Below are 24,228 nucleotides of genomic sequence, written 5' to 3' on the forward strand. Positions count from 1 at the left end.
GGACAAAAGTGGGAAGCGGCGCGGCGGCTGTATCGGCAATCGAGGCATGCGGTTCCTAATCAGGTGGGTGCCAGGCGTTCCATCAGCGCCTCGAGGGTATTGAAGCGCTCTTCTGGGCGTTCCATGGGAACCTGGAATTTGAACACGGTAGCGCCTTCGAACTTGTAACGGTTGGGCTGACTCTGGATCAGCTTGATCAGCACCAGCGGATCGACCCGGGTGTCGGCGGCGAACTCGATACGTCCGCCTTGCGGACCGGCATCGATCTTGGTGATGCCAAGCGTTTCGGCTTGCAGCTTGAGCAAGGTCAGACGCACCAGGTTCTTGGTCGGTTCCGGCAGCAGACCGAAGCGGTCGATCATTTCCACCTGTAGTTCCTTCAAGCCGTCTTCATCGGCGGCCGAGGCGATGCGCTTGTAGAGAATCAGCCGCGCATGAACGTCCGGCAGGTAATCCTCGGGGATCAGCGCCGGCAGCCTGAGGTTGATCTCCGGTCCGCCGCCCAGCGGCTGGTCGAGGTTGGGTTCCTCGCCCTTGCGTATCGACTTGACGGCGCGCTCGAGCATTTCCATGTAGAGCGTGAAGCCCACTGCCTGGATCTGCCCGCTCTGGCCTTCGCCAAGCAGCTCACCGGCGCCGCGGATTTCCAGGTCGTGGGTGGCCAGCACGAAGCCGGCGCCCAGATCCTGAGCGTTGGCGATGGCTTCCAGCCGCTTTTCCGCATCCGGCGTCATCGCCTTGCGCGGCGGCGTCAGCAGATAGGCGTAGGCCTGGTGATGGCTTCGGCCGACCCGTCCGCGCAACTGATGCAGCTGGGCCAGGCCGAACTTGTCCGCGCGTTCGATGATGATGGTGTTGGCGTTGGGCACGTCGATTCCGGTCTCGATGATGGTCGAGGCGACAAGCACGTTGAAGCGCTTGTGGTAGAAGTCGCCCATCACCTGTTCCAGCTCGCGCTCATGCATCTGACCATGTCCGACGGCAATGCGCGCTTCGGGCACCAGCGCTGCAAGGTCCGCGGCGCATTTCTCGATGGTCTTCACTTCGTTGTGCAGGTAGTAGACCTGGCCGCCACGCAGCAGCTCGCGCAGCAGGGCCTCCTTGATCACGGTGTTGGCCTGCTCCATGACGAAGGTGCGCACCGACAGTCGGCGCGCCGGCGGGGTGGCGATAATCGACAGGTCGCGCATGCCGGCCACCGCCATGTTCAGCGTGCGTGGAATCGGCGTGGCGGTGAGGGTCAGAATGTCCACCTCGCTGCGCAGTGCCTTGAGCTGCTCTTTCTGGCGCACGCCAAAACGGTGCTCTTCGTCGATGATGACCAGGCCAAGGTTCTTGAACTGGACGTCGCCCTGCAGCAGCTTGTGGGTGCCGATGAGGATGTCCACCTTGCCTTCGGCCAGCTCCGCGATGGCGGCTTGCACGTCCTTGGCGGACTTGAAACGGCTCATCACCTCGACCCGCACGGGCCAGTCGGCGAAGCGGTCGCGGAAGCTGTTGTAATGCTGCTGGGCGAGCAGTGTGGTCGGCACCAGCACGGCGACCTGTTTGCCGCCATGTACGGCGATGAACGCGGCGCGCATGGCCACTTCTGTCTTGCCGAAGCCCACGTCGCCGCAGACCAGACGGTCCATCGGCTTGGCGGCCAGCATGTCCTCGCGTACGGCTTCGATCGCGGACTGCTGGTCGGGGGTTTCCTCGAACGGGAAGCCGGCGCTGAAAGTGGCGTAATCGGCCTGCGGATCCTTGAAGGCGTAGCCCTCGCGCGCGGCGCGTCGGGCATAGATATCGAGCAGTTCGGCTGCCACGTCGCGCACCTGCTCGGCCGCCTTGCGCTTGGCCTTCTGCCAAGTCTCGGAACCAAGTCGGTGCAGCGGCGCCAGCGCATCGTCACTGCCGGTGTAGCGGGCGATCAGGTGCAGGCTTGAAACCGGCACGTAGAGCTTGGCCTCGTCGGCGTAGGCAAGCATGAGAAATTCAGCGGCCTGGCCTTCGACCTCGATGGTGACCAGGCCCTGGTAGCGGCCGACACCGTGATCGATATGCACCACCGGTGCGCCTTCGCGCAGTTCGGTGAGGTTCTTGATGACGTTCTCGCCAGCATCGCGGCCCTTCTCGCGGCGACGGCGTTGCATCACGCGCTGGCCGAACAGCGGGCTTTCGGCGATCAGTGCCAGTCCGGGTTGCTCGAGCAGAAGTCCCTCGTCGAGCGGGGCGATGGCGATCGCCAGACGCTCGTCACTGTCGATGAACTCCGGCCAGCCTTCCAGCGTCTGAGGGCGCAGCTTGAGCCTGGCGAGCAGTTCTAGCAGCACCTCGCGACGGCCGGCCGACTCGGCGGTAAACAGGACGCGGCCGGGGAACTCATCGAGAAAGCGGCGCAACGCGCCCAGTGGCTCGCTGGCCTTGGCTTCTATCGCCAGCTCCGGCAGCGCCTTGGCGGGGAAGCGCTCGCGGCCGATACCGGTTTCCACGTCGTCGCGACTAGCGACCACGCGTGGCCAGCGCTTGAGCAGGGCAAAACAATCCTCGACGGGAAGGAACAGATCGGCGGGCGGCAACAGCGGGCGTTCCGGATCGACTCGGCGTTCCTCATAGCGATTGCGCACATCGTTCCAGAACTGCTCGGCGGCCTGCTCGATGCCCGGCAGCGAGAACACCTGAGTATCTTCGGGCAGATAGTCGAACAGTGTGTCCGTCTCGTCGAAGAACAGCGGCAGGTAGTACTCGATGCCCGCTGGCGTGATACCGGTGGAAAGGTCCTGATAGATCGGGCAGCGGCGGAAATCCACGTCGAAACGCTCGCGAAACCGTGCGCGAAAACCGGTGACCGACTCTTTCTTCAGCGGGAACTCGCGCGCCGGCAGCAGGCGGATGGACTCCACCTTGTCGATCGAGCGCTGGTTTTCCGGATCGAAAGTGCGCAGCGTCTCGATCTCGTCGTCGAACAGGTCGATCCGGTAGGGCAGGGCGCTGCCCATTGGATACAGGTCGATCAGCGCGCCGCGCACGGCGAACTCGCCATGCTCGTAGACGGTATCCACGCAGCGGTAGCCCGACGCCTCCAGGCGCAGCCGCATCTGCTCGACGTCGAGCGTCTGGCCGACGTCCAGCACCAGGCTCGATCCGAGCAGGAAGCGCCGCGGTGCGAGTCTGTGTAGGGCCGTGGTGATCGGGACTACCAAAACACCGTGACTGAGCTCCGGCAATTGGTAGAGCGCCGCGATGCGCTGCGAAATGATGTCCTGGTGCGGCGAGAACAGGTCGTAGGGCAGGGTTTCCCAGTCGGGGAAATGCAGTACGGGCAGCTGCGGCGCGAAGAACCCCAGCTCCTGTTCGAGGCGCTCGGCGCTCTGGCTGTCGGCGGTCAGCAGCAGGGTAAAACGTTGGGCGGCGCTGGCGGCTTCGGCAATGGCGAGGCTTAGCGCGGCCCCTGGGAGGTTGCCCCAGAGTTGCTTGCCGCTGGCGGCAGGCAAGGGCGGAAGGCGCAATACGGACACGAGAGGGCGTGACTCCGGTCTTAAAAATGGACCGGGTCGATTGTAACTATCCGCACGCTTCGCTGTCAGTGTTTCGTCCGCTGCAGATTGCCGGCGCTAGGGTGCGTCGTCATAATGTAGCCCCTTTTATCAGCCCCTACATGTGGAAGGAACTGCCCCGTGACCCAGAAGCCCGACCAGTGCCTTGGTGAATGGATTGATCGAGAAGCGCTCGCTGAAGCGATGATCCCGTTAATTGGTCAGCTGTATCGCAACAACAACGTGGTGACATCGATTTACGGCCGTGGGCTGATCAATCGCTCGGTCATCGACATCCTCAAGGCGCATCGTTTCGCGCGCCATCGTCAGGCTGACGAGGCCGAACTCTCGGTACATGAGACCTTCCAGATCCTCAAGACCATGAGCGACATGAACCTGGGCGCGGCTTCGGTCGACCTGGGCAAGGTTGTCGCCAAGTTCAAGGCCGAGGGCAACGGTCGTAACCTTGAGCAGTTCGTTCGCGAAGAACTCGCCGAAGTGGCCGGCAAGCGTCCGAGTGGCGCGCAGAAAGGCACCGACGTGGTGCTGTATGGCTTCGGTCGTATCGGGCGTCTGCTGGCCCGTATCCTGATCGAGAAAACCGGCGGCGGCGAGGGGCTGCGCCTGCGCGCAATCGTGGTTCGCAAAGGGGCGGAGAACGATCTGGTCAAGCGCGCCAGTCTGCTGCGTCGCGACTCGGTACACGGCCCGTTCGACGGCACCATCACCGTCGATGCCGAGAACAACACGCTCACCGCTAACGGCAACCTGATCCAGGTGATCTACTCCAACGATCCTTCGTCGGTGGATTACACCCAGTACGGGATTCAGAACGCATTGCTGGTGGACAACACCGGCAAGTGGCGTGATGCCGAAGGTCTGAGCCAGCACCTCAAGTGCCCGGGTGTCGACCGGGTGGTGCTCACCGCTCCGGGCAAGGGTGCACTGAAGAACATCGTGCATGGCATCAACCATGGCGAGATCACGGCTGACGACAAGATCGTCTCGGCGGCCTCGTGCACCACCAACGCGATCGTGCCGGTACTCAAGGCGGTCAACGACCAGTACGGCATCGTCAATGGCCATGTCGAGACCGTTCACTCGTATACCAACGACCAGAACCTGATCGACAACTTCCACAAGGGCGATCGTCGTGGCCGCAGCGCGCCGCTGAACATGGTGATCACCGAGACCGGAGCGGCCACCGCCGCCGCCAAGGCGCTGCCTGTGCTCAAGGGCAAGCTGACCGGCAATGCGATTCGCGTACCGACACCCAACGTGTCGATGGCGATTCTCAACCTGTCCCTGGAAAAGCCGACCAGCCGCGAAGAAATCAACGAATACCTGCGCCAGATGGCGATGCACTCGGATCTGCAGAAGCAGATCGACTTCGTCAGTTCACAGGAAGTTGTTTCTACCGATTTCGTCGGCTCGCGCTATGCCGGCGTGGTCGATGCCGAGGCCACCATCTGCAACGACAATCGTGTGGTGCTCTATGTCTGGTATGACAATGAGTTCGGTTACAGCTGCCAGGTGGTCCGCGTGATGGAAGAAATGGCAGGAGTCAATCCGCCCGCCTTCCCGCGCTAAGGTCGTCTGACGAAAAACGGGAGCTTCGGCTCCCGTTTTTCGTTTCTGATGGATGGAAAAAGCCTGACGCCGTCGGACCATTTTCGACAATTCCGCTTGTCTGCGGCAGCGCTTGCTCCATGGTCTATGGGGATTTGTCGAATAGAAAAAATGGATCGCCTTGGGTGGTCAGTTCCGGTGCATGACCTCTATAATCGGGCGGATTTTTTACCTGAGTCCGCCGCAGAAACCGCGTCATTACTGCAATGACGGGGATAGCGCAATGCGACTTTGCGCCAATGCCGGCTCTGAAAGTTTTCCAAATCAGTGGTTAGGCAAACCGATGATCAAAATAAAACGTGGGCTTGATTTGCCCATAGCGGGAGCGCCGGCGCAGCACATCGAGGCCGCAAGGCCGGTGCGCAGCGTCGCCGTGATTGGCTTCGACTACCCGGGGATGAAACCGACCATGGCCGTTCAGGTCGGTGATCGGGTCAAGCTGGGGCAGTTGCTCTTTTCCGACAAGAAGACCGAGGGCGTACACTTCACGGCCCCTGGGGCGGGTGTCGTCAGCGCCATCCACCGAGGCGAGAAGCGGGTTCTGCAGTCGGTGGTGATTGACCTCGAAGGGGACGAAGAGCTGACCTTCGCCCAGTACGAGGCGTCGGCTCTGGGAGCTCTGACGGCTGAGCAGGTGCGCGAGAATCTCCAGCAGTCGGGTCTATGGACCGCGCTGCGGACGCGTCCGTTCAGCAAGGTGCCGGCGATCGATGCCACGCCGAACTCGATATTCGTCACCGCCATCGATACCCATCCGCTGGCAGCGGACCCGACGGTGATCATCGGCGAGCAGGCGCAGGCTTTCGAAGCGGGCTTGAGCGTCCTCGGAAAACTGGCTCGCGTGTTCCTCTGCAAGGCTGAAAACGCCTCGCTGCCCGGTGAAACGCTGGCCAACGTCAAGACTGAAGTCTTCTCCGGCCCGCACCCGGCGGGACTGGCAGGAACGCACATTCACTTCCTCGATCCGGTCAGCGCCTCCAAGAGCGTCTGGCATATCGGCTATCAGGATGTGATCGCGATCGGCAAGCTGTTCACCACCGGCCGTCTTTCGGTCGAGCGCGTCGTGGCGCTGGGCGGTCCCGTCGTCGAGAAACCCCGTTTGTTGCGCACCCGCCTGGGTGCCAATCTCGAGGAGCTTACGGCAGGTGAGCTGCAGGCAGGCGTCAATCGCGTGGTTTCCGGCTCCGTGCTCGGCGGGCGCACCGCCCGGGGCGCATTCGCCTTCCTCGGTCGCTATCACCAGCAGGTGTCCTGCCTGCGCGAGGGTAACGAGCGGGAAATGCTGCACTACCTGCGTGCCGGTGGCGACAAGCATTCGATTCTCAACATCTATATCTCCAAGCTGATGGGCAGCAAGAAATTCGCGCTGTCCACCACGACCAATGGCAGTCCTCGCGCTATGGTGCCGGTCGGCAATTACGAAGAAGTGATGCCGCTCGACATTCTGCCGACGCAACTGCTGCGGTACTTGATCGTCGGCGATACCGAGTTGGCTCAGAAGCTCGGTTGCCTCGAGCTCGATGAAGAGGATCTGGCGCTGTGCACCTATGTCTGTGCCGGTAAATACGAATACGGCCCGATCCTGCGGGACAACCTGACCCGTATCGAGAAGGAGGGTTAAGTCATGGGCATTCGCGCATTCCTCGACAAGATCGAGCACCACTTTGAAAAAGGTGGCAAGCACGAGAAGTGGTACGCCCTCTACGAGGCGCTGGACACCTTTCTCTATCGCCCCGGTAGCGTGACCAAGACCACGGCGCACGTGCGTGACGGCATCGACCTCAAGCGGATGATGATCACCGTCTGGCTGTGCACCTTCCCGGCGATGTTCTTCGGCATGTGGAACACCGGCTACCAGGCCAACCTGATCTACGCCGCCAACGGTGAACTGCTGCAAGCCCAGGAAGGCTGGCGTTTCGCACTGATCGGCGCACTGGCGGGCTTCGATCCGAACAGCTTCTGGGATAACTTCATCCAGGGCGCTGCCTACTTCCTGCCCGTCTACGCGGTGACCTTCATTGTCGGCGGATTCTGGGAAGTACTGTTCGCCACCATACGCAAGCATGAAGTCAACGAAGGGTTCTTCGTTACCTCCGTGCTGTTCGCGTTGATTCTTCCGCCGACCATTCCGCTCTGGCAGGTCGCGCTGGGTATCAGCTTCGGTGTGGTGATCGGCAAGGAACTGTTCGGCGGTACCGGCAAGAACTTCCTGAACCCGGCCCTGACCGGCCGTGCGTTCCTGTTCTTCGCTTACCCGGCGCAGATGTCCGGTGACGAGGTCTGGACGGCGGTCGACGGTTTCTCCGGCGCCACCGCTCTCAGCCTCACGGCCGCAGGCGGCATCGAGAACGTGATCGGCAACGGCATCAGCTGGATGGACGCTTTCGTGGGCACCATCCACGGTTCGATCGGCGAGACCAGCACGCTGGCGATCCTGATCGGTGGCGCCGTGCTGCTGTCGACCAAGATCGCCTCCTGGCGCATCGTTTCGGGCGTCATGCTGGGCATGATCGCGTTGAGCTCGCTGTTCAACCTGATCGGCTCGGAGACCAATCCGCTATTCGGCATGCCGTGGTACTGGCACCTGGTCGTGGGTGGTTTCGCCTTCGGTCTGATCTTCATGGCCACCGATCCGGTTTCGGCCTCGATGACCAATACCGGCAAATGGATCTTCGGCGCCCTCATCGGGGTGATGGTGGTGCTGATCCGCGTCGTCAACCCGGCTTTCCCGGAAGGCATGATGCTGGCGATCCTGTTTGCCAACCTGTTTGCACCGCTGATTGACCATTTCGTCATTCAGGCCAACATCAAGCGGAGGCTGGCACGTAATGTCTAGTCAGAAAGAATCCACCGCCCGCACGCTGACGGTAGCGCTGCTGGTCTGCCTGGTCTGCTCGGTCTTCGTGGCCGGTGCGGCCGTGGCCCTCAAGCCCACGCAAGTGGAAAATCGCCTGCTCGACAAGCAGCGCAGCATTCTGGCCATCGCTGGCCTGAGCAAGCCTGGCATGTCGGCGAACCAGATCAAGGAGCTGTACCAGAGCACCATCACCGCTCGTGTTGTCGAACTAGAAACCGGCACCTACAGCGACGCGCAGGATCCGGAAACCTTCGATCCGCTGCGCGCGGCGCGTGATCCATCGCTGTCCAGCCCGGTCCCGCCCGAGCAGGACATCGCCTCGATCAAGCGCCTGGAGCGTTACTCCACGGTGTATCTGATCGAGAACGATGGCGAACTCGATACCATCATCCTGCCGGTTCGCGGCTACGGTCTGTGGTCGACGCTCTATGGCTTCATCGCGCTCAAGGGCGACCTCAATACCGTGGTCGGCATGGGCTTCTACCAGCACGGCGAGACGCCCGGCCTGGGAGGTGAAGTCGACAACCCGCGCTGGACGGGCCAGTGGCCCGGCAAGACCATTTTCGACCAGAACGGCGACCTGGCCGTACAGGTCGTCAAGGGTGGTGTCGATCCGCGCAGTCCGAACGCCGAACATCAGGTTGATGCGCTGGCCGGGGCAACGCTAACCAGCAATGGTGTCAACCATTTGCTGCATTTCTGGCTGGGGCAGGATGGCTTCGGTCCCTTCATTCGAAACCTGCGTGCAGGGGAGGCTTGATCCATGTCGCTTCCAACCTATCGTGAAGTCCTGTTCAACCCGGTCTTCAACAACAACCCCATCGGCCTGCAGATCCTCGGGATCTGTTCCGCGCTGGCGGTAACCTCCAACCTCAAGACCGCTCTGGTGATGTCGGTCTGTCTGACCATGGTGACGGGGTTCTCCAACCTGTTCGTCTCGATGATCCGTCGGCAGATCCCGAGCTCCATCCGCATGATCGTTCAGATGGTCATCATCGCCTCGCTGGTGATCCTGGTGGATCAGATACTCAAGGCGTATGCCTTCAGCCTGTCCAAACAGCTGTCGGTATTCGTCGGCCTGATCATCACCAACTGCATCGTGATGGGGCGTGCCGAAGCCTTTGCGATGCAGAATCCACCGCTGCTGTCGTTCTTCGACGGGATCGGTAACGGTCTGGGCTACAGCGCCATGCTCATCGCGCTAGGAATCATTCGTGAGCTGTTCGGCTCGGGCAAGCTTGCGGGCTACACCATCCTGCCGGTCGTGAACGACGGGGGCTGGTACCTGCCCAACGGCATGCTGCTGCTTCCGCCTTCGGCGTTCTTCCTGATCGGTCTGTTCATCTGGGGCATTCGCAGCTGGAAGACTTCTCAACTCGAGCAACCGGCATTCAAGATGGCGCCCCAGGTTTCGAACAAGGAGGCCTACTGATGGAACATTACATTAGCCTGTTCGTCCGCGCGGTGTTCGTCGAGAACATGGCGCTGGCGTTCTTCCTCGGCATGTGTACGTTCATCGCGATTTCCAAGAAAGTGGAGACCGCCATCGGGCTCGGCATCGCGGTGGTTCTGGTGCTCGGCATCACCATGCCGGTCAATAACCTGATCTTCAGCTACTTCCTGAAGGAGGGCGCGCTGGCCTGGGCCGGTCTGCCTGATGCGGACCTGAGCTTTCTCGGCCTGTTGACCTTCATCGGCGTGATCGCGGCCATCGTGCAGATCCTTGAAATGACGCTGGATAAGTACGTGCCGTCGCTCTACAACGCCCTTGGGGTGTTCCTGCCGCTGATCACGGTGAACTGCGCCATCCTCGGTGGTTCGCTGTTCATGGTCGAGCGGGACTACAACCTGGCTGAGAGCGCCGTTTACGGCGTCGGCGCCGGTGTGTCCTGGGCGCTGGCGATCGCCGCGCTGGCCGGTATTCGCGAGAAGCTCAAATACAGCGATGTTCCGGCCGGCCTCCAAGGGCTGGGGATCACCTTCATCACCATCGGGCTGATGTCGCTGGGCTTCATGTCTTTCTCTGGCGTACAGCTGTAAGGACGGATGAACAGATGAGTTACGAAATCTTCCTCGCCATCGGCATGTTCACCGTGATCGTGCTGTTGCTGGTGGCGATCATTCTCGCCGCCCGCGCCAAGCTGGTTAATAGCGGCGACGTGAGCATCGAAATCAACGGCGAGAAAACCATCACCGTACCGGCTGGCGGCAAGCTGCTGCAGACCCTGGCGGCCAACAATATCTTCCTCTCGTCCGCCTGTGGCGGCGGCGGTACCTGCGCCCAGTGCAAGTGCATCGTCGAGAGCGGTGGTGGCGAGATGCTTCCCACCGAAGAGTCGCACTTCACCCGCCGTGAAGCCGGCGAAGGCTGGCGCCTGTCGTGCCAGACGCCGGTCAAGGCAGACATGAAGATCGACGTTCCCGAAGAGGTGTTCGGCGTCAAGAAATGGGAGTGCACCGTCGAGTCCAACCCCAACGTCGCCACCTTCATCAAGGAACTTACCCTCAGGTTGCCCGAGGGCGAGAACGTCAACTTCCGCGCCGGTGGCTACGTGCAGCTGGAGTGCCCGCCTCACGAGGTTCGCTACAAGGACTTCGATATCCAGGAAGAATATCGCGGCGACTGGGACAAGTTCGACCAGTGGAAATACGTGTCCAAGGTCGACGAGACGGTCATTCGGGCCTATTCCATGGCCAACTATCCCGAAGAAGTCGGCATAGTGAAGTTCAACATCCGTATCGCATCGCCGCCGCCGGGCAAGGATCACTTGCCGCCGGGCAAGATGTCGTCCTGGGTGTTCAGCCTCAAGCCGGGCGACAAGGTCACGGTATACGGGCCGTTCGGTGAGTTCTTCGCCAAGGATACCGATGCCGAGATGGTCTTCATCGGCGGCGGTGCCGGGATGGCGCCGATGCGCTCGCATATCTTCGACCAGCTCAAGCGCCTGAAGTCCAAGCGCAAGATGAGTTTCTGGTATGGCGCGCGCTCCATGCGCGAAGCCTTCTATGTCGAGGAATACGACCAGCTGCAGGCCGAGAACGAGAACTTCGAGTGGCATCTGGCGTTGTCCGATCCGCTACCCGAAGACAACTGGCAGGGCCCCACGGGCTTCATCCATAACGTGCTGTACGAGAACTACCTCAAGGATCATCCGGCACCCGAGGACTGCGAATTCTATATGTGCGGTCCGCCGATGATGAACGCTTCGGTGATCAAAATGCTGACCGACCTGGGTGTGGAGCCGGAGAACATCCTGCTCGACGACTTCGGCGGCTAGCATGTCGGTAGCGCTGATCCGGCCCGTCATCGCTGTCGCTCTGGCGACAGCCCTGACGGGCTGTTTATTTCAAGACACGATCCAAAGCTTTTCCGGGCCGACCCAAGGCAGCACCTATAGCGTCAAATACGTGAAGTCCCACGGCGTGCCCGACAAGGCGGAATTGCAGAGGGCGACAGAGGCGATTCTCGAGCAGATCGACCAGGAGCTTTCGACCTATCGAAACGATTCCGATATCGAGCGGTTCAACGACATGCCGGCAAGCAGTTGCCAGTCGATGCCCGCTTCGATATTCGAACTGCTTGAAGTCAGTCGCCAGCTATCTGCCCAGGGCGACGGGGCATTCGATCCCACCCTGGAGCCGCTGCTGAATCTCTGGGGCTTCGGTCCCCGAGCCAAGGGGGAGGGCGTGCCGAGCGACGAGGCTATCGCCGAAGCCAGGGCATTGACCGGCTTGGGGCATTTTCGGCGTGACGGTGAGCAGCTTTGCAAGGATGCGCCGGCGCAGCTGGAATTCAACAGCATCGCTGCCGGATATTCGGTCGATCGCGTCTCCGAGCGCCTTAAGTCGCTCGGGGTGACCAGCTATCTCGTCGAGATCACTGGGGAGCTCAAGGCCGAAGGGCTCAAGCCGGACGGTTCGGCATGGCGTATCGGTGTCGAGGAGCCGCGTGATGACCAGCGTGTAGCCCAGCGGGTGATCGAGCTGGACGGGTATGGAATTTCGACATCGGGCGACTATCGCAACTATTTCGAGCGCGACGGGCAACGATATTCTCATACCATCGATCCCCGTACCGGTGCTCCAATAGCCCATAGGCTCGCCGCTGTAACCGTTGCCGACCGCTCGACTCTTCTGGCTGATGGGTTGTCTACCCTGCTCATGGTTCTGGGACCGGAGCGCGGCTTCGACTTTGCTACCGAAAATTCCATTCCTTCTTTCTTTGTGATTCGTGAAGGAGAAGGGTTTGTAACCAAAAGCACCGAGGCTTTCGACAAGTTGTTCGGTGCGGGAGGTAATCAATGACCTGGCTTCTGGTTTTTTCCGTCATGCTGATCGTTGTGTTCGGTATGGCCATTGGCGTGATCATGGGGCGCAAGCCCATTGCCGGCTCGTGTGGCGGCATCGCCAACCTCGGTATCGAGAAAGAGTGTTCGATCTGTGGTGGTAGTCGCGAGAAATGCGAAGAAGTGAATGCCGAAGGTAAGGGCAATCCCAACGCGGCATTGGCATACGACGCTACCAAGCAATAGAAAATGACAGGGCGGTGCTGCACCGCCCCTGTTTTTCGGCCTCGCCGGTCAGGCATAGTGCGCCGTTCTAGAGGCCCTGCCTCAACCCCGTTTCATCTACGGATTGGTCGACTGCGCTGGCGCCCCAAGGGCACGCCGGCGCGTTATCAGGAGTAAATATGGCTGTCTATAACTACGATGTGGTCGTTCTGGGCTCGGGTCCGGCGGGAGAAGGGGCGGCAATGAACGCCTCGAAGGCCGGGCGCAAGGTGGCAGTGGTCGACAGTCGACCGCAAGTGGGGGGCAACTCCACCCATCTGGGGACCATCCCCTCCAAAGCCCTGCGCCATTCGGTTAGGCAGATCATGCAGTACAACACCAACCCGCTGTTTCGCCAGATTGGCGAGCCACGCTGGTTCTCTTTCCCTGACGTGCTGAAAAGCGCGGAGAAGGTGATCTCCAAGCAGGTCACCTCGCGGACCGGCTATTACGCGCGCAACCGTATCGATCTCTTCTTCGGCACCGCCAGCTTCGCCGATGAGTCCTCCGTCGAGGTGGTCTGCAACAACGGCGTGGTAGAAAAACTCGTTGCGCCTCAGATCATCATCGCTACCGGTTCACGGCCTTATCGCCCTGCGGATATCGACTTCAGTCACCCGCGTGTCTACGACAGCGATACGATCCTGACACTGAGTCACACCCCGCGCCGCTTGATCATCTACGGAGCCGGTGTGATCGGCAGCGAATACGCCTCGATCTTCAGCGGCCTTGGCGTACTGGTCGATCTGATCGACAACCGCGACCAGCTGCTCAGCTTCCTCGATGCTGAAATTTCCGACGCCCTGAGCTATCACCTGCGTAACAACAACGTACTGATTCGCCACAACGAGGAGTACGAGCGTATCGAGGGCTTGGACAATGGCGTGGTCCTGCACCTGAAGTCAGGCAAGAAGATCAAGGCCGACGCGCTGCTCTGGTGCAACGGTCGGACCGGCAATACCGACAAGCTGGGCCTGGAAAACATCGGGGTCAAGGTCAACAGTCGTGGCCAAGTCCAGGTCGACGAGCACTACCGGACCGAGGCCAGCAACATCTATGCAGCCGGTGATGTGATCGGTTGGCCGGCGCTGGCCAGTGCCGCTTACGACCAAGGGCGCTCGGCTGCCGGCAGCATCGTGCAGAACGACAGCTGGCGGTTCGTCGACGACGTACCGACCGGGATCTACACCATTCCTGAGATCAGTTCGATCGGCAAGAACGAGCGTGAGCTGACGCAGGCCAAGGTCCCGTACGAAGTCGGCAAGGCATTCTTCAAGGGGATGGCGCGTGCGCAGATATCCGGCGAGCCGGTCGGCATGCTGAAGATCCTTTTTCACCGCGAGACGTTGCAGGTCCTGGGTGTGCATTGCTTCGGTTATCAGGCGTCGGAGATCGTCCACATCGGTCAGGCGATCATGAACCAGCCGGGCGAAGCCAATACCGTGAAGTACTTCGTCAACACTACCTTCAACTACCCGACGATGGCTGAAGCTTATCGGGTCGCTGCGTTCGATGGTCTGAACCGGCTTTTTTGAGCGGCTCCGCCCGGTGGCCTGAGCCGGGTGGGGGCGACCCCTTCGAGCATTCTCGCGACTGGCAGTGGCCGAACCGGGAAAGCTTCTGATCAGGAACCGGCGCGTGGGCAAGCCACGCGCCATGGCGGTCGGTTCTATCCAAGCGTTGTGCTGGCAAGCCCAGGGAAGTCTGTGATCAGACTGTCGACACCCTGGTCGGCCAATCGGCGCATCAACGCCGGATCGTTGACCGTCCATACCGAGACGTGAAGGCCTTGCTGCTGCGCCTTGGCGACACGCTCGGGGCTGCACAAGGTCCATTTCAGCGCCAGCAGCTCGCAATCGTACTGTTTGGCGACCTTCAGCGGGTCGAGCCAGGTGTATTCGGCCACCAGGCCGCGCGAGAGCTCTGGTGCGGCACGCTGAAGGGCTTTGAGTACTTCGCGCGAACTCGAGGTGACGGTGATCTTGTCCAGCAGCGCATAGCGCTCGGCCAAGGCCTTGATCGCCAGCACAGTACGCTCGGCGCGTGCCCGCGAAGCACTCTTGACCTCCAGCTGCCAATGCTCGAATGCGCATTTTTCGAACAGTTCTTCCAGGCGCGGGATTGGGCAGACCTGTTTCCAGGCGGGGCCGGCATATCGGGCATCGTATTCGATGAGCTCGTCCGCAGTGTGCTCCACCACCTTGCCGCGGCGCCCAGTAGTGCGCTTGAGGGTGGGGTCGTGGATCACCATCAGCTCGCCATCGCGCGAGAGGTGCAGGTCCAGTTCGCAGCGGCGCACGCCGTGCTCGAGGCATTTCTGGAAGCTGGCCAGAGTATTTTCCGGGGCTTCGCCTTTGGCGCCGCGATGGCCGTAGATGAGGGTCACGGCAGTTGTCCCGTCTGAGGCTGGGTTCGAGGTCGATGATGGATCACGCTGTTTATCACCCGATCACTCTCGAAATAGACCGTGAACTCCCGGTAGTCCCAGCGCGTGATAGGTGGTTTACCAACGCTGGGATGTTCCTTGTCCGCCAGGCCAAAGCGCTCGAGCACACGGCTTTTGGATTCGCCACGGTGCGGTAGGGGCAGGCTGGGGGCGCCTTGTTCGCCGACTGGAATGTAGAGGGTGTCGGCAAAGGCGACTGACGAAAACAGGAGGACTAGCGATAACGATAGCGGGCGGAGCATCTTAAATCCCTTCAGGAAGTTCGCGGGCCAGGCGTCTCTGTTGCGCCTGTTTTTTCAGGATATGCCGAGCCAGCAATTGCCGCTGTGCATCAGTCAACGCTTCGAATTCGGTTCCGATCTCATATTGCCCGTCTTCGCAGGCCTGGCAGTAGAGAACCCGTGCCTGCAGCGCGAGGCCCATCGCCTGGGGCATCAATACCATTTTGAGCAGCAGCCGCTCGCCTTTTTCGAACGGCTTCGGGTGACCGAACCTGAGGCCGCCCTCGGACAGCACTACGGCTCTGGATTCGCCTAGATCCTTCAGCAGGTCTTGCGCCAGTGCCTGGCCGATCAGGTCGATGCGCCTGTTCTGTACCTTGAGGTAGTTCACCAGCGTGCGATTGCTCTCGCCGATCTGGCGTAGCAGGTGCTGCGCTTCGAAGTCGAGCCGGTGCAGTTCGCTGAGCAGATTGAACAGCGGCGGGGAGTGGCCGATATTGTCATCTTCAGCTACCTGGTCCCGGGGTAGCGGGACGATTTCCAGTGCGACCCTATCCTCTATGCGGTAGTATTCGCGGCGTTCTTCATTGTCTTGTGTCGACATGGCGATACCATGGCCAGCAGTGGTCGCCTGAGTGTATCAGTCGCCGGTCGCGTCAGTCAGAAGCACGTATTCCTTCCGCCAGCGAACCCGTCCTTTATGTTCAGACCGCTGTCCGTTTACATCGGGGCGCGCTATACACGCGCCAAGCGCCGCAGCCTCTTCGTTTCCTTCATCTCCTTCACCTCCATGGTCGGGCTGGCGCTCGGCGTGCTGGTGATGATCCTCGTGCTCTCGGTCATGAACGGTTTCGACCATGAGATGCGTACCCGCGTGCTGGGCATGGTGCCCCATGCGACCCTTGAGAGCGCTCAGCCGATCGACGATTGGCGAACGCTTGCCGAGCGTCTCCAAGATCAACCCCAGGTCACCGGTATCGCTCCCTTCATCCAGATGCAGGGGTTGTTGACCAACGAGGGCAACGTCCAGAAGGTGCTGATCAATGCGGTCGATCCAGCCCTCGAGCGCAACGTGTCGATCATCGACCGCTTCTTCCAGCAAGGGTCGCTCGATTCGTTGCAGCCCGGCGAGTTCGCCATCGTCATTGGTGATCGAGCGGCGCAGAAGCTCGGCGTGGGCATTGGCGACAAGATCACCTTCGTCGCGCCCGAAGTGACGGTAACGCCGGCCGGTATGTTTCCCCGGATGAAGCGCTTCACGGTCAGTGGCATCTTCCATGTGGGGGCGGGCGAGATCGATGGTTTCGTGGCGATGGCCAATATCACCGATCTGGCTCGCTTGCATCGCTGGAAGCCCGATCAGGTGCAGGGGCTGCGGCTGCGTTTCGAGGACCTGTTCCAGGCGCCTCGGATCGCCTGGGAACTGGCGGGGCAGGCCGGGCAGGACTTCTATTCGCGCGACTGGACCCGTACCCATGGCAACCTGTACCAGGCGATCCGAATGGAAAAGGCCATGATCGGTCTGCTCCTTCTGCTGATCGTCGCGGTGGCGGCGTTCAACATCATCTCGATGCTGGTGATGGTGGTGACCGACAAACGCGGCGACATTGCCATTCTGCGCACCCTTGGCGCGACGCCGCGCCAGATCATGGGCATCTTCATTGTCCAGGGCACCGTGATCGGCGTGGTCGGCACCCTGATCGGCGCCGTGCTGGGAATGCTCGCGGCGCTCAACATCAGCAGCTGGATCTCTGCCCTCGAGCGCGTGCTCGGGCACAAGTTTCTCAGTGCCGACGTGTACTTCATCGATTATTTGCCTTCGCGGCTGATGGCCGAGGACGTAGTGCTGGTCTGCGGTGCAGCGCTCGTCCTGAGTTTTCTCGCGACCCTTTACCCCGCCTGGCGCGCCGCACGAACCCAGCCGGCAGAGGCGCTACGTTATGAGTGAGCAGTTATGCATGAAAAAGCCGTTCTGAGTTGCCGCAACCTGGGCAAGCGCTACGAGCAGGGCCCTGAATCGGTCAACGTGCTTTCGGATCTGCAACTCGAGCTGTTCCCCGGCCAGCGAGTGGCCATCGTCGGCAGCTCCGGCTCGGGGAAAAGTACGCTGCTGAATCTCCTGGGTGGCCTCGATACGCCGAGCGAGGGCAGTGTCTGGCTGGCAGGCGAAGAGCTTTCCGCGCTGAGCGAGAAGGGACGCGGGCTTCTGCGTAACCGCGCGCTCGGTTTCGTTTATCAGTTCCATCACCTGTTGCCCGAGTTCACCGCGCTGGAAAACGTGTGCATGCCGCTGCTGATCGGCAAGACCGGCATTCCCGAGGCGCGCCGTCGCTCCACCGAGCTGCTGGAGCGTGTAGGACTCGGCCACCGACTGGCCCACAAGCCCGCCGAACTCTCGGGTGGCGAACGCCAGCGCGTCGCCATCGCCCGGGCGCTGGTGAACCAGCCGGCCCTGGTGTTGCTCGATGAGCCCACCGGCAACCTGGACCACCACACCGCGCAAGGCATTCAGGATCTGATGCTAGAGCTGAGCGCGTCGCTGCGGACCGCCTTTCTGGTGGTGACGCACGATCAGCAACTGGCGGCGCAAATGGACCACGTGCTGCGTCTGGAAGACGGTCGTCTGGTGGCTGCCTGATGTTCCGGCCCCTGAGTCTTTTTATCGGCAGCCGCTATACGCGGGCCAAGCGCCGCAACCATTACATCTCGTTCATTTCGCTTACCTCGATGATCGGCCTGGTTCTGGGCGTGCTGGCGATGATCGTGGTGCTCTCGGTGATGAATGGATTCCAGCGCGAAATGAGTTCACGCATCCTCGGGATGGTGCCGCATGCAACCATCGCCGGAGCGGGTCCGCTGGACGATTGGCAGTCGCTGGCCAGGCGGGCGCAGTCGCATCCAGAAGTGCTCGCCACGGCGCCGCTCACTCAGCTCGAGGGGATGCTGTCCTACAAGGGGCACATGCAGCCTATCCAGGTCAGCGGCGTCGAACCTTCGGCCGAGGCCGGGATTTCCATTGCCGCGTCGCGAATGGTCGCCGGTAGTCTGGAGAATCTGAAGGCCGATGAGTTCGGTGTGGTCATCGGGTTGGCGACGGCGCGTCGTTTCGGACTTTCCCTCGGCGACAAGCTGACCCTGATCGTGCCCGAAGTGAGCTCCGCGCCGGGTGGTATCACTCCGCGGATGCAGCGCCTGAACGTGGTTGGCGTGTTCAAGGTAGGGGCCGATCTCGATGGGACGATGGCGATGATCCATCGCTCCGATGCCGCGCGCATCCTGCGCTGGGAGCCGGGCCAGGTGCAGTCGGTGCGATTGAAGCTTGCGGAGCTGTTCCGGGCGCCTCAGGTCTCGAGCCAGATCGCTGCCGAACTTGGCGCGGAGTATCGCGCCGAGGACTGGACCCACAGCCAGGGTAGCCTGTTCAGTGCGATGAAAATGGAAAAGACCATGATCGGTCTGCTGCTGATGCTCATCGTCGCGGTCGCGGCGTTCAACATCATCGCGACGCTGATCATGGTGGTCTCTGACAAGCGCGCCGACATTGCCATCCTGCGCACGCTGGGGGCGACGCCGCGTCAGATCATGGCAATCTTCATGGTCCAGGGAAGCATCATTGGTTTTACCGGCACCTTCGCCGGCACGCTGCTGGGTGTGCTGGCTGCGCTCAACGTCAGCGAGTTGGTCTCCTGGCTGGAGCGCCTGACCGGGCAGCACGTATTCAGTTCGGAGGTATACGTCATCAACACGTTGCCCTCCGAGTTGCAGGTCGCCGACGTTGCGCTGGTCGCCTTTGCGGCGTTGACCATGAGCTTTCTGGCGACGATCTATCCTGCCTGGCGGGCAGCGCAGACGCAGCCGGCCGAAGCGCTGCGCTACGAATAGCTGGTGCTCCGCGGCCTTTAGTGGCCGCGGGCCTGGCGTGCGGCGCGGCGCTTGCGCCAGTTGTTGCCGACCCACCAGCGCCAGTAGGCCTGCGTAAGCACGTAGCCGAGGACCGCCAACACCACGCCGAGCACCAGTGACCCAAGATAAAGGGGTTGCCAGTGCGTCTCCAGCAGCCTGCGGATCCAGGCCAGGCTCAGTTCGGCAGGCATGTCGAAGGCCGGCGTACCCATCAGCCAGGTGCCGACCTTGTAGTTGCAATAGAAGACAGCCGGCATCGTCAGCGGATTGGTCAGCCATACCAGCCCGACGGCCATCGGCAGGTTGGCCCGGGCGGGCACAGCCGAGGCGGCGGCAGTGAGCATCTGCATCGGAATCGGAATCATCGCCCAGAACAGGCCGATGGCCATCGCTCTCGAAACCGAATGACGGTTCAGATGCCAGAGGTTCGGGTCGTGGATCAGCGTGCCCAGAAATCGCAGGGATTTGTTTCCCTTGATGCGATCCGGGTGCGGCAGATAGCGTTTGAAAAAGCGACGCGGCATGAGATTCTCTGGCAGCCTGAAGCCTGTTGATTATGCCTTGAAACGGGCAGCGACGTTGGCCACGTTTGTGACAATACGTCTATGCGAAACGGCGGTTGTGGTTGGTTCGACCATGCAGGTACTGCATCGGAACCCAAAGCGCAGGATGCGCGATGTGTCGTGCTGGTTTAACGGCGTGCGGTTGCCGTTCTTGAGGATGGAGTCTCGATATGCGCACAGGGATGTTGGCGCTGGCGGCTGGACTGGTCCTGCTTCGCTTTCTGCCCACACTGCCGCCTCTCTGGGGTGTGATCGCGTTATTGTCGGCTGGGCTGCTACTCGCATGGCCAAGGCTGCGCCTGCTCGGGCTCCTCTGTATCGGGTTCGGTTGGGCCTGCCTCAACGCGCACTGGGCGATGAATGATCGCCTGCCGGCATCGCTGGATGGCCGCACCTTCTGGCTCGAAGGCACGGTGGTCGGGTTGCCGGCAGTCGAGTCGCGCGTGGTGCGATTCGAACTCGAGCAGATCGACTCGCGTCACGCCGGGCTGCCCTCGCGCCTCCGGCTCGCCTGGTATGGCGGTCCGTCGATTCAGGCCGGAGAGCGCTGGCGGGTAGCGGCAACGCTCAAGCGTCCCCACGGACTGATTAATCCGCAGTCGTTCGATTACGAAGCCTGGCTCCTCGCGCGTCGCATCGGCGCCACCGGAACCATCAAGGCCGGACACCGATTGCAGGCCGCGCAGGGTGTACGTTCCGTTCGCGATGCGCTGCGCAGCCGGTTGATGTGCGTCGATGCGTTCGGGCGAGAAGGGGCTCTTGCAGCGCTGGTGGTTGGCGATTCATCGGGCCTCACTGCTGGCGACTGGCGCGTCCTGCAGGACACCGGCACCGTCCATCTGATGGTCATATCCGGCCAGCATGTCGGCATGCTGGCCGGGTTGTTGTATGGCGCGGTTGCACTGCTCTCGAGGTTCGGGCTCTGGCCACGGCGACTGCCCTGGTTGCCATGGGCGTGCGGGCTCGCGCTGGGCGGCGCACTGGGCTACGCCTGGCTAGCCGGATTCGATGTTCCGGTACGTCGGGCCTGTCTGATGGTCGCGGCGGTGTTGCTCTGGAGGTTGCGATACCGGCAATTGGGCGTCTGGATGCCGCTGTTGTGTGCCTTCCTCGTCGTGCTGGTGCTCGAGCCGCTAGCGGTTCTTCAGCCCGGCCTGTGGTTGTCATTCGGCGCGGTCGCGCTGCTGGCATGGGTGTTTCGTGGCCGACTCGGCGCCTGGAGCGGATGGCAAACCCTGCTCAGGGCTCAGTGGAGCATGGCGTTAGGGCTGGTGCCCTTGATGATGGCGCTGGGTTTGCCGGTGAGCCTGACTGCGCCCCTGGCTAACCTGATCGCCGTGCCAGGCGTTTCGCTGCTGGTGGTGCCTACGGCGCTGCTCGGTTCTTTGTTGTTACCGCTGCCCTGGATAGGCGAAGGTCTGTTGTGGCTTGCAGGCGGCCTGTTATCGCTGCTTTTCACCTTTCTCGGCTGGGTTTCGACTTTGCAGCCGGCCTGGCTGCTGCCGGCCATACCGCTCTGGGGCTGGATACTGGTCGCGCTTGGAACGCTCGTGTCGTTGCTGCCGACGGGGGTGCCGTTGCGCCCATTGGGTCTGGTATTGCTGTTGCCGCTATTTTATCCCTCCCCGCAGAGCCCGGCTGAGGGCAGGGCGCAGGTCTGGATGTTCGACGTAGGGCAGGGCAATGCGCTGCTGATAAGAACCCGTGGGCATGCGTTGCTCTACGATGCCGGTCCCCGTTTCGGCGATTTCGATCTGGGGGAGCGTGTCGTGGGTGCCTCGTTGCGTAAGCTCGGCATCCAGCATCTGGATACGATGTTGCTCAGTCATGCCGACAGTGATCATGCTGGCGGAGCACTTGCGGTGAGACGTATGGTGCCCGTCGCTCGGGTTCTGAGCGGCGAGCCACAACGTCTGCCCCGCACGCTGAAGTCCGAGCAGTGTACGGCAGGCGAGCACTGGGAGTGGGATGGCGTCCGGTTCACGACCTGGCTGTGGGCGGGGGCTCGCAACGGTAACCAGGCGTCCTGCGTGCTGTTGGTCGAGGCCAATGGCGAGCGGCTGCTGTTGACGGGTGACATCGATGTGGCCGCCGAGCGCGCTTTGCTGCGCAGTGGTTTCGATGTGCAGGCTCGCTGGCTGCTGGTTCCGCATCACGGCAGCCGCAGCTCGTCATCGCCAGCCTTCGTCGAAGCCGTAGCACCGCAGGCCGCACTGCTTTCGCGCGGGTTGCACAACAACTTCGGGCATCCTCATCCCAGCGTCGTCCAGCGCTTCGACGCCATTGGTGTTTCCCTCCTGGATACGGCGAAAATGGGCGCGGTGAGGTTTGAGCTTGGCGACTGGTCGGGTGCCGAGGGGCTGCGCGCCGAGCGCAGGTTCTGGAGGGAAAAATGAGAACGGCGGCCAACGGCGGTTCCCCGACCCTATGCTAGAGTGGCGCCACTTTTCGGAGGGGGATTCATCTCGTGTGGGAGTTGGTGAAAGCGGGCGGCTGGATCATGCTGCCGATCATTCTGTGTTCCATCGCCGCCGCCGGCATCATCGCCGAGCGCCTTTGGACGCTGCGTCCTAGCCGGGTTACACCACCGCATCTGCTAGGGCAGGTATGGAAGTGGATCAAGGAAAAGAAGCTCAGCAACCAGAAGCTGAGGGAGCTGCGCGCCGATTCGCCGCTGGGTGAGATCCTCGCGGCCGGTCTGGCGAACTCCAAGCATGGCCGTGAGATCATGAAGGAATGCATCGAGGAGGCCGCCGCTCGTGTCGTCCATGACCTCGATCGCTACCTCAACGCCCTCGGTACCATCGCTGGCATCGCACCGCTGCTGGGTCTGCTGGGCACGGTGCTGGGCATGATCGAGATTTTCAGTTCCTTCATGGGCTCAGGAATGGCCAACGCGCCGTTGCTGGCCGGCGGTATCGCAAAGGCGCTGATCACCACGGCGGCCGGTTTGATGGTTGGCATTCCTGCGCTGTTCTTCCATCGCTATCTGCAGCGGCGGGTGGAGGAGCTGGTCATCGGCATGGAGCAGGAGGCCATCAAGCTGGTGGAAGTGGTGCAGGGCGATCGCGACGTCGACCTGGGCGAGGGCAAGGCGTGAAATTTCGGCGTAAACCCCGGGAGAACGTCGAGATCGGCCTGGCGCCGCTGATCGATGTGGTGTTCATCCTGCTACTGTTCTTCGTCGTCACGACCACCTTCACCCGTGAAACGCAACTGAAGGTCGACCTGCCCGAGGCCGCCAGCGGTACCCCGCCTCAGGAGACCGATGTCAAGCAGCTTGAGGTCGTGATCGATACCGAAGGCAACTACTCGCTCAACGGGCGTGCCTTGCTCAAAAGCGACCTGGCGACCCTGATGGCTGCGCTGAACAAGGAGTCCGGTGGCGACAACAGCCTGCCGATGGTCATCAGCGCTGACGGCAGGACGCCTCACCAGGCGGTCATTACCGCCATGGATGCCGCCGGCAAGCTGGGGATCGCGCATCTGCGCATCACCACCGTCGAGGCCCAGGCGACCCCCTGATGTCTCTTGCCGATCGCTTGCAGCAGGCCTGGTATCAGGGGCATCCGGCGCTGGCGCTGCTGAAGCCGCTGGAGGCGCTGTACCGCGGTGTGGTCACCCGACGCCGCCAGCGCTTTCTCGATGGCGAGGGGGATATCTATCGACCATCGGTTCCGCTGATCGTGGTGGGCAACATTACGGTCGGCGGGACTGGCAAGACGCCACTCATTCTCTGGCTCATCGAGCATTGCCGCGCCCGCGGGTTGCGAGTGGGGGTTGTCAGCCGCGGTTACGGTGCGAATCCGCCCAACCACCCCTGGAGGGTCGAGGGGGGGCAGTCGGCCGCCGAGGCGGGTGACGAGCCGCTGCTGATCGTAGAGCGTACGGGCGTGCCGCTGATGATCGATCCACAGCGTGCTACAGCCGTGCAGGCATTGTTGGAAAGCGAGCCACTGGATCTGGTGCTCAGCGACGATGGATTGCAGCACTACCGACTCGCTCGGGATCTCGAGTTGGTGCTGGTCGACGCTACGCGAGGGCTGGGCAATCGTCGCTGCCTACCGGCAGGCCCGTTGCGCGAGCCGATCGAGCGGCTCGGCGAGGTCGATGCCGTGCTGTACAACGGTGCGGCGGCGGACTCGGCAGATGGTTTTTCGTTCAGGCTGCAGCCGTTGGCGCTGGTGGAGCTGTGCAGCAATCAAGTCTTTCCTCTTGACCATTTTCCGGCTGGCCAGTCGGTGCATGCCGTGGCCGGGATCGGCAATCCGCAACGTTTCTTCACCACGCTCGAGGCGCTACACTGGCGCGCGATCGCACATCCCTTCGCCGATCACGCCGCGTTCACGCCGGAGCAGCTGGCTTTCAGCCCCGACCTGCCTGTGGTGATGACCGAGAAGGACGCGGTGAAATGCAGGGCCTTCGCACCGCCTGGCTGGTTCTACCTCAAGGTGCAGGCTTCCCCGTCGGATGCCTTTGTCGCCTGGTTCGACGCCCAGCTGGCTCGCATGTTGCCCACTCATTCATAGCGGTCCGATCTG

Annotated in this window: 22 protein-coding genes; 17 read left to right on the forward strand and 5 right to left on the reverse strand. The window is 61.8% G+C overall.

Features of this window, described 5'->3' with window-relative positions:
- Positions 1-59: 59 nt before the first annotated feature.
- Positions 60-3,500 carry a transcription-repair coupling factor gene (mfd, locus tag G7026_RS05120; RefSeq protein ID WP_181069676.1) on the reverse strand — a complete coding sequence of 1,147 codons (3,441 nt, stop codon included), beginning with the start codon at positions 3,498-3,500 and terminating at the stop codon, positions 60-62.
- 159 nt (positions 3,501-3,659) lie between these two features.
- On the opposite strand from mfd, the gene G7026_RS05125 reads away from it, so the two are divergent.
- From G7026_RS05125 to sthA, 10 genes are all read left to right on the forward strand, one after another.
- Positions 3,660-5,108, forward strand: coding sequence for a glyceraldehyde-3-phosphate dehydrogenase (locus G7026_RS05125; protein ID WP_181069677.1), 1,449 nt, complete (start codon positions 3,660-3,662; stop codon positions 5,106-5,108).
- A 322-nt stretch (positions 5,109-5,430) separates the two neighbouring features.
- Positions 5,431-6,768 carry a Na(+)-translocating NADH-quinone reductase subunit A gene (locus G7026_RS05130; RefSeq protein WP_181069678.1) on the forward strand — a complete coding sequence of 446 codons (1,338 nt, stop codon included), beginning with the start codon at positions 5,431-5,433 and terminating at the stop codon, positions 6,766-6,768.
- A 3-nt stretch (positions 6,769-6,771) separates the two neighbouring features.
- Positions 6,772-7,983 carry an NADH:ubiquinone reductase (Na(+)-transporting) subunit B gene (locus G7026_RS05135; protein ID WP_181069679.1) on the forward strand — a complete coding sequence of 404 codons (1,212 nt, stop codon included), beginning with the start codon at positions 6,772-6,774 and terminating at the stop codon, positions 7,981-7,983.
- Positions 7,976-8,764 carry a Na(+)-translocating NADH-quinone reductase subunit C gene (locus G7026_RS05140; protein ID WP_181069680.1) on the forward strand — a complete coding sequence of 263 codons (789 nt, stop codon included), beginning with the start codon at positions 7,976-7,978 and terminating at the stop codon, positions 8,762-8,764. Before G7026_RS05135 ends, G7026_RS05140 begins: the two co-directional genes overlap by 8 nt.
- A gap of 3 nt (positions 8,765-8,767) precedes the next feature.
- Positions 8,768-9,436 (forward strand): NADH:ubiquinone reductase (Na(+)-transporting) subunit D, encoded by a 669-nt coding sequence (locus tag G7026_RS05145; RefSeq protein ID WP_181069681.1) that lies wholly within the window; start codon positions 8,768-8,770, stop codon positions 9,434-9,436.
- Entirely contained in the window at positions 9,436-10,044 is a 609-nt protein-coding gene (nqrE, locus tag G7026_RS05150; RefSeq protein ID WP_138407231.1) for an NADH:ubiquinone reductase (Na(+)-transporting) subunit E, read from the forward strand. The genes G7026_RS05145 and nqrE overlap by 1 nt, the downstream gene beginning before the upstream one ends.
- 14 nt (positions 10,045-10,058) lie before the next feature.
- The gene (gene nqrF / locus G7026_RS05155; RefSeq protein ID WP_181069682.1) at positions 10,059-11,282 is read left to right on the forward strand and encodes an NADH:ubiquinone reductase (Na(+)-transporting) subunit F; all 1,224 of its coding nucleotides are present in this window, start codon (positions 10,059-10,061) and stop codon (positions 11,280-11,282) included.
- Position 11,283: 1 nt separating this feature from the next.
- Entirely contained in the window at positions 11,284-12,309 is a 1,026-nt protein-coding gene (locus tag G7026_RS05160; RefSeq protein WP_181069683.1) for an FAD:protein FMN transferase, read from the forward strand.
- Positions 12,306-12,536, forward strand: coding sequence for a (Na+)-NQR maturation NqrM (nqrM, locus tag G7026_RS05165; RefSeq protein WP_181069684.1), 231 nt, complete (start codon positions 12,306-12,308; stop codon positions 12,534-12,536). The genes G7026_RS05160 and nqrM overlap by 4 nt, the downstream gene beginning before the upstream one ends.
- Before the next feature lie 158 nt (positions 12,537-12,694).
- Entirely contained in the window at positions 12,695-14,089 is a 1,395-nt protein-coding gene (gene sthA / locus G7026_RS05170) for a Si-specific NAD(P)(+) transhydrogenase (protein ID WP_181069685.1), read from the forward strand.
- 134 nt (positions 14,090-14,223) lie between these two features.
- Here the strand turns inward: sthA and G7026_RS05175 are convergent, their stop codons facing one another.
- Genes G7026_RS05175 through G7026_RS05185 form a run of 3 tightly spaced genes read right to left on the reverse strand, consistent with a single transcriptional unit; the run spans position 14,224 to position 15,825 of the window.
- Positions 14,224-14,940, reverse strand: coding sequence for a glycerophosphodiester phosphodiesterase (locus G7026_RS05175; protein WP_181069686.1), 717 nt, complete (start codon positions 14,938-14,940; stop codon positions 14,224-14,226).
- Positions 14,937-15,242 (reverse strand): phosphodiesterase, encoded by a 306-nt coding sequence (locus tag G7026_RS05180; protein WP_181069687.1) that lies wholly within the window; start codon positions 15,240-15,242, stop codon positions 14,937-14,939. The genes G7026_RS05175 and G7026_RS05180 overlap by 4 nt, the downstream gene beginning before the upstream one ends.
- Before the next feature lies 1 nt (position 15,243).
- Positions 15,244-15,825 carry a PilZ domain-containing protein gene (locus G7026_RS05185; RefSeq protein ID WP_181069688.1) on the reverse strand — a complete coding sequence of 194 codons (582 nt, stop codon included), beginning with the start codon at positions 15,823-15,825 and terminating at the stop codon, positions 15,244-15,246.
- Positions 15,826-15,921: 96 nt separating this feature from the next.
- Here G7026_RS05185 and G7026_RS05190 point away from each other — a divergent pair, with 96 nt between their 5' ends.
- The 3 genes from G7026_RS05190 to G7026_RS05200 are packed head-to-tail and all read left to right on the forward strand — an operon-like array spanning position 15,922 to position 19,103.
- Positions 15,922-17,169: a lipoprotein-releasing ABC transporter permease subunit gene (locus G7026_RS05190; RefSeq protein WP_181069689.1), complete on the forward strand. Its 1,248-nt coding sequence runs from the start codon at positions 15,922-15,924 to the stop codon at positions 17,167-17,169.
- 6 nt (positions 17,170-17,175) lie between these two features.
- Positions 17,176-17,859 carry a lipoprotein-releasing ABC transporter ATP-binding protein LolD gene (gene lolD / locus G7026_RS05195; RefSeq protein ID WP_181069690.1) on the forward strand — a complete coding sequence of 228 codons (684 nt, stop codon included), beginning with the start codon at positions 17,176-17,178 and terminating at the stop codon, positions 17,857-17,859.
- Positions 17,859-19,103 carry a lipoprotein-releasing ABC transporter permease subunit gene (locus G7026_RS05200; RefSeq protein WP_181069691.1) on the forward strand — a complete coding sequence of 415 codons (1,245 nt, stop codon included), beginning with the start codon at positions 17,859-17,861 and terminating at the stop codon, positions 19,101-19,103. Before lolD ends, G7026_RS05200 begins: the two co-directional genes overlap by 1 nt.
- A gap of 17 nt (positions 19,104-19,120) precedes the next feature.
- Here G7026_RS05200 and G7026_RS05205 read toward each other — a convergent pair whose 3' ends face one another.
- A complete protein-coding gene (locus tag G7026_RS05205; protein ID WP_181069692.1) occupies positions 19,121-19,648 on the reverse strand; it encodes a DUF2062 domain-containing protein in 528 nt (175 codons plus the stop codon).
- A gap of 209 nt (positions 19,649-19,857) precedes the next feature.
- On the opposite strand from G7026_RS05205, the gene G7026_RS05210 reads away from it, so the two are divergent.
- From G7026_RS05210 to lpxK, 4 genes are all read left to right on the forward strand, one after another.
- The gene (locus G7026_RS05210; RefSeq protein ID WP_181069693.1) at positions 19,858-22,083 is read left to right on the forward strand and encodes a DNA internalization-related competence protein ComEC/Rec2; all 2,226 of its coding nucleotides are present in this window, start codon (positions 19,858-19,860) and stop codon (positions 22,081-22,083) included.
- A gap of 71 nt (positions 22,084-22,154) precedes the next feature.
- Positions 22,155-22,787 carry a MotA/TolQ/ExbB proton channel family protein gene (locus G7026_RS05215; RefSeq protein WP_181069694.1) on the forward strand — a complete coding sequence of 211 codons (633 nt, stop codon included), beginning with the start codon at positions 22,155-22,157 and terminating at the stop codon, positions 22,785-22,787.
- Entirely contained in the window at positions 22,784-23,212 is a 429-nt protein-coding gene (locus G7026_RS05220) for an ExbD/TolR family protein (protein ID WP_181069695.1), read from the forward strand. The genes G7026_RS05215 and G7026_RS05220 overlap by 4 nt, the downstream gene beginning before the upstream one ends.
- A complete protein-coding gene (gene lpxK, locus G7026_RS05225) occupies positions 23,212-24,216 on the forward strand; it encodes a tetraacyldisaccharide 4'-kinase (RefSeq protein WP_181069696.1) in 1,005 nt (334 codons plus the stop codon). The genes G7026_RS05220 and lpxK overlap by 1 nt, the downstream gene beginning before the upstream one ends.
- The last annotated feature ends 12 nt before the right edge of the window (positions 24,217-24,228 follow it).

It is taken from the genome of Stutzerimonas azotifigens (genome assembly GCF_013522725.1).
Taxonomy (GTDB): Bacteria; Pseudomonadota; Gammaproteobacteria; order Pseudomonadales; family Pseudomonadaceae; genus Stutzerimonas; species Stutzerimonas azotifigens_A.

Coding starts and splice junctions, on each gene's coding strand:
- G7026_RS05130 (WP_181069678.1), top strand. CDS start 5,431: ATGATCAAAATAAAACGTGGGCTTGATTTGCCCATAGCGGGAGCGCCG.
- G7026_RS05135 (WP_181069679.1), top strand. CDS start 6,772: ATGGGCATTCGCGCATTCCTCGACAAGATCGAGCACCACTTTGAAAAA.
- G7026_RS05140 (WP_181069680.1), top strand. CDS start 7,976: ATGTCTAGTCAGAAAGAATCCACCGCCCGCACGCTGACGGTAGCGCTG.
- G7026_RS05145 (WP_181069681.1), top strand. CDS start 8,768: ATGTCGCTTCCAACCTATCGTGAAGTCCTGTTCAACCCGGTCTTCAAC.
- nqrE (WP_138407231.1), top strand. CDS start 9,436: ATGGAACATTACATTAGCCTGTTCGTCCGCGCGGTGTTCGTCGAGAAC.
- nqrF (WP_181069682.1), top strand. CDS start 10,059: ATGAGTTACGAAATCTTCCTCGCCATCGGCATGTTCACCGTGATCGTG.
- G7026_RS05160 (WP_181069683.1), top strand. CDS start 11,284: ATGTCGGTAGCGCTGATCCGGCCCGTCATCGCTGTCGCTCTGGCGACA.
- nqrM (WP_181069684.1), top strand. CDS start 12,306: ATGACCTGGCTTCTGGTTTTTTCCGTCATGCTGATCGTTGTGTTCGGT.
- sthA (WP_181069685.1), top strand. CDS start 12,695: ATGGCTGTCTATAACTACGATGTGGTCGTTCTGGGCTCGGGTCCGGCG.
- G7026_RS05180 (WP_181069687.1), bottom strand. CDS start 15,242: ATGCTCCGCCCGCTATCGTTATCGCTAGTCCTCCTGTTTTCGTCAGTC.
- G7026_RS05185 (WP_181069688.1), bottom strand. CDS start 15,825: ATGTCGACACAAGACAATGAAGAACGCCGCGAATACTACCGCATAGAG.
- G7026_RS05190 (WP_181069689.1), top strand. CDS start 15,922: ATGTTCAGACCGCTGTCCGTTTACATCGGGGCGCGCTATACACGCGCC.
- lolD (WP_181069690.1), top strand. CDS start 17,176: ATGCATGAAAAAGCCGTTCTGAGTTGCCGCAACCTGGGCAAGCGCTAC.
- G7026_RS05200 (WP_181069691.1), top strand. CDS start 17,859: ATGTTCCGGCCCCTGAGTCTTTTTATCGGCAGCCGCTATACGCGGGCC.
- G7026_RS05205 (WP_181069692.1), bottom strand. CDS start 19,648: ATGCCGCGTCGCTTTTTCAAACGCTATCTGCCGCACCCGGATCGCATC.
- G7026_RS05210 (WP_181069693.1), top strand. CDS start 19,858: ATGCGCACAGGGATGTTGGCGCTGGCGGCTGGACTGGTCCTGCTTCGC.
- lpxK (WP_181069696.1), top strand. CDS start 23,212: ATGTCTCTTGCCGATCGCTTGCAGCAGGCCTGGTATCAGGGGCATCCG.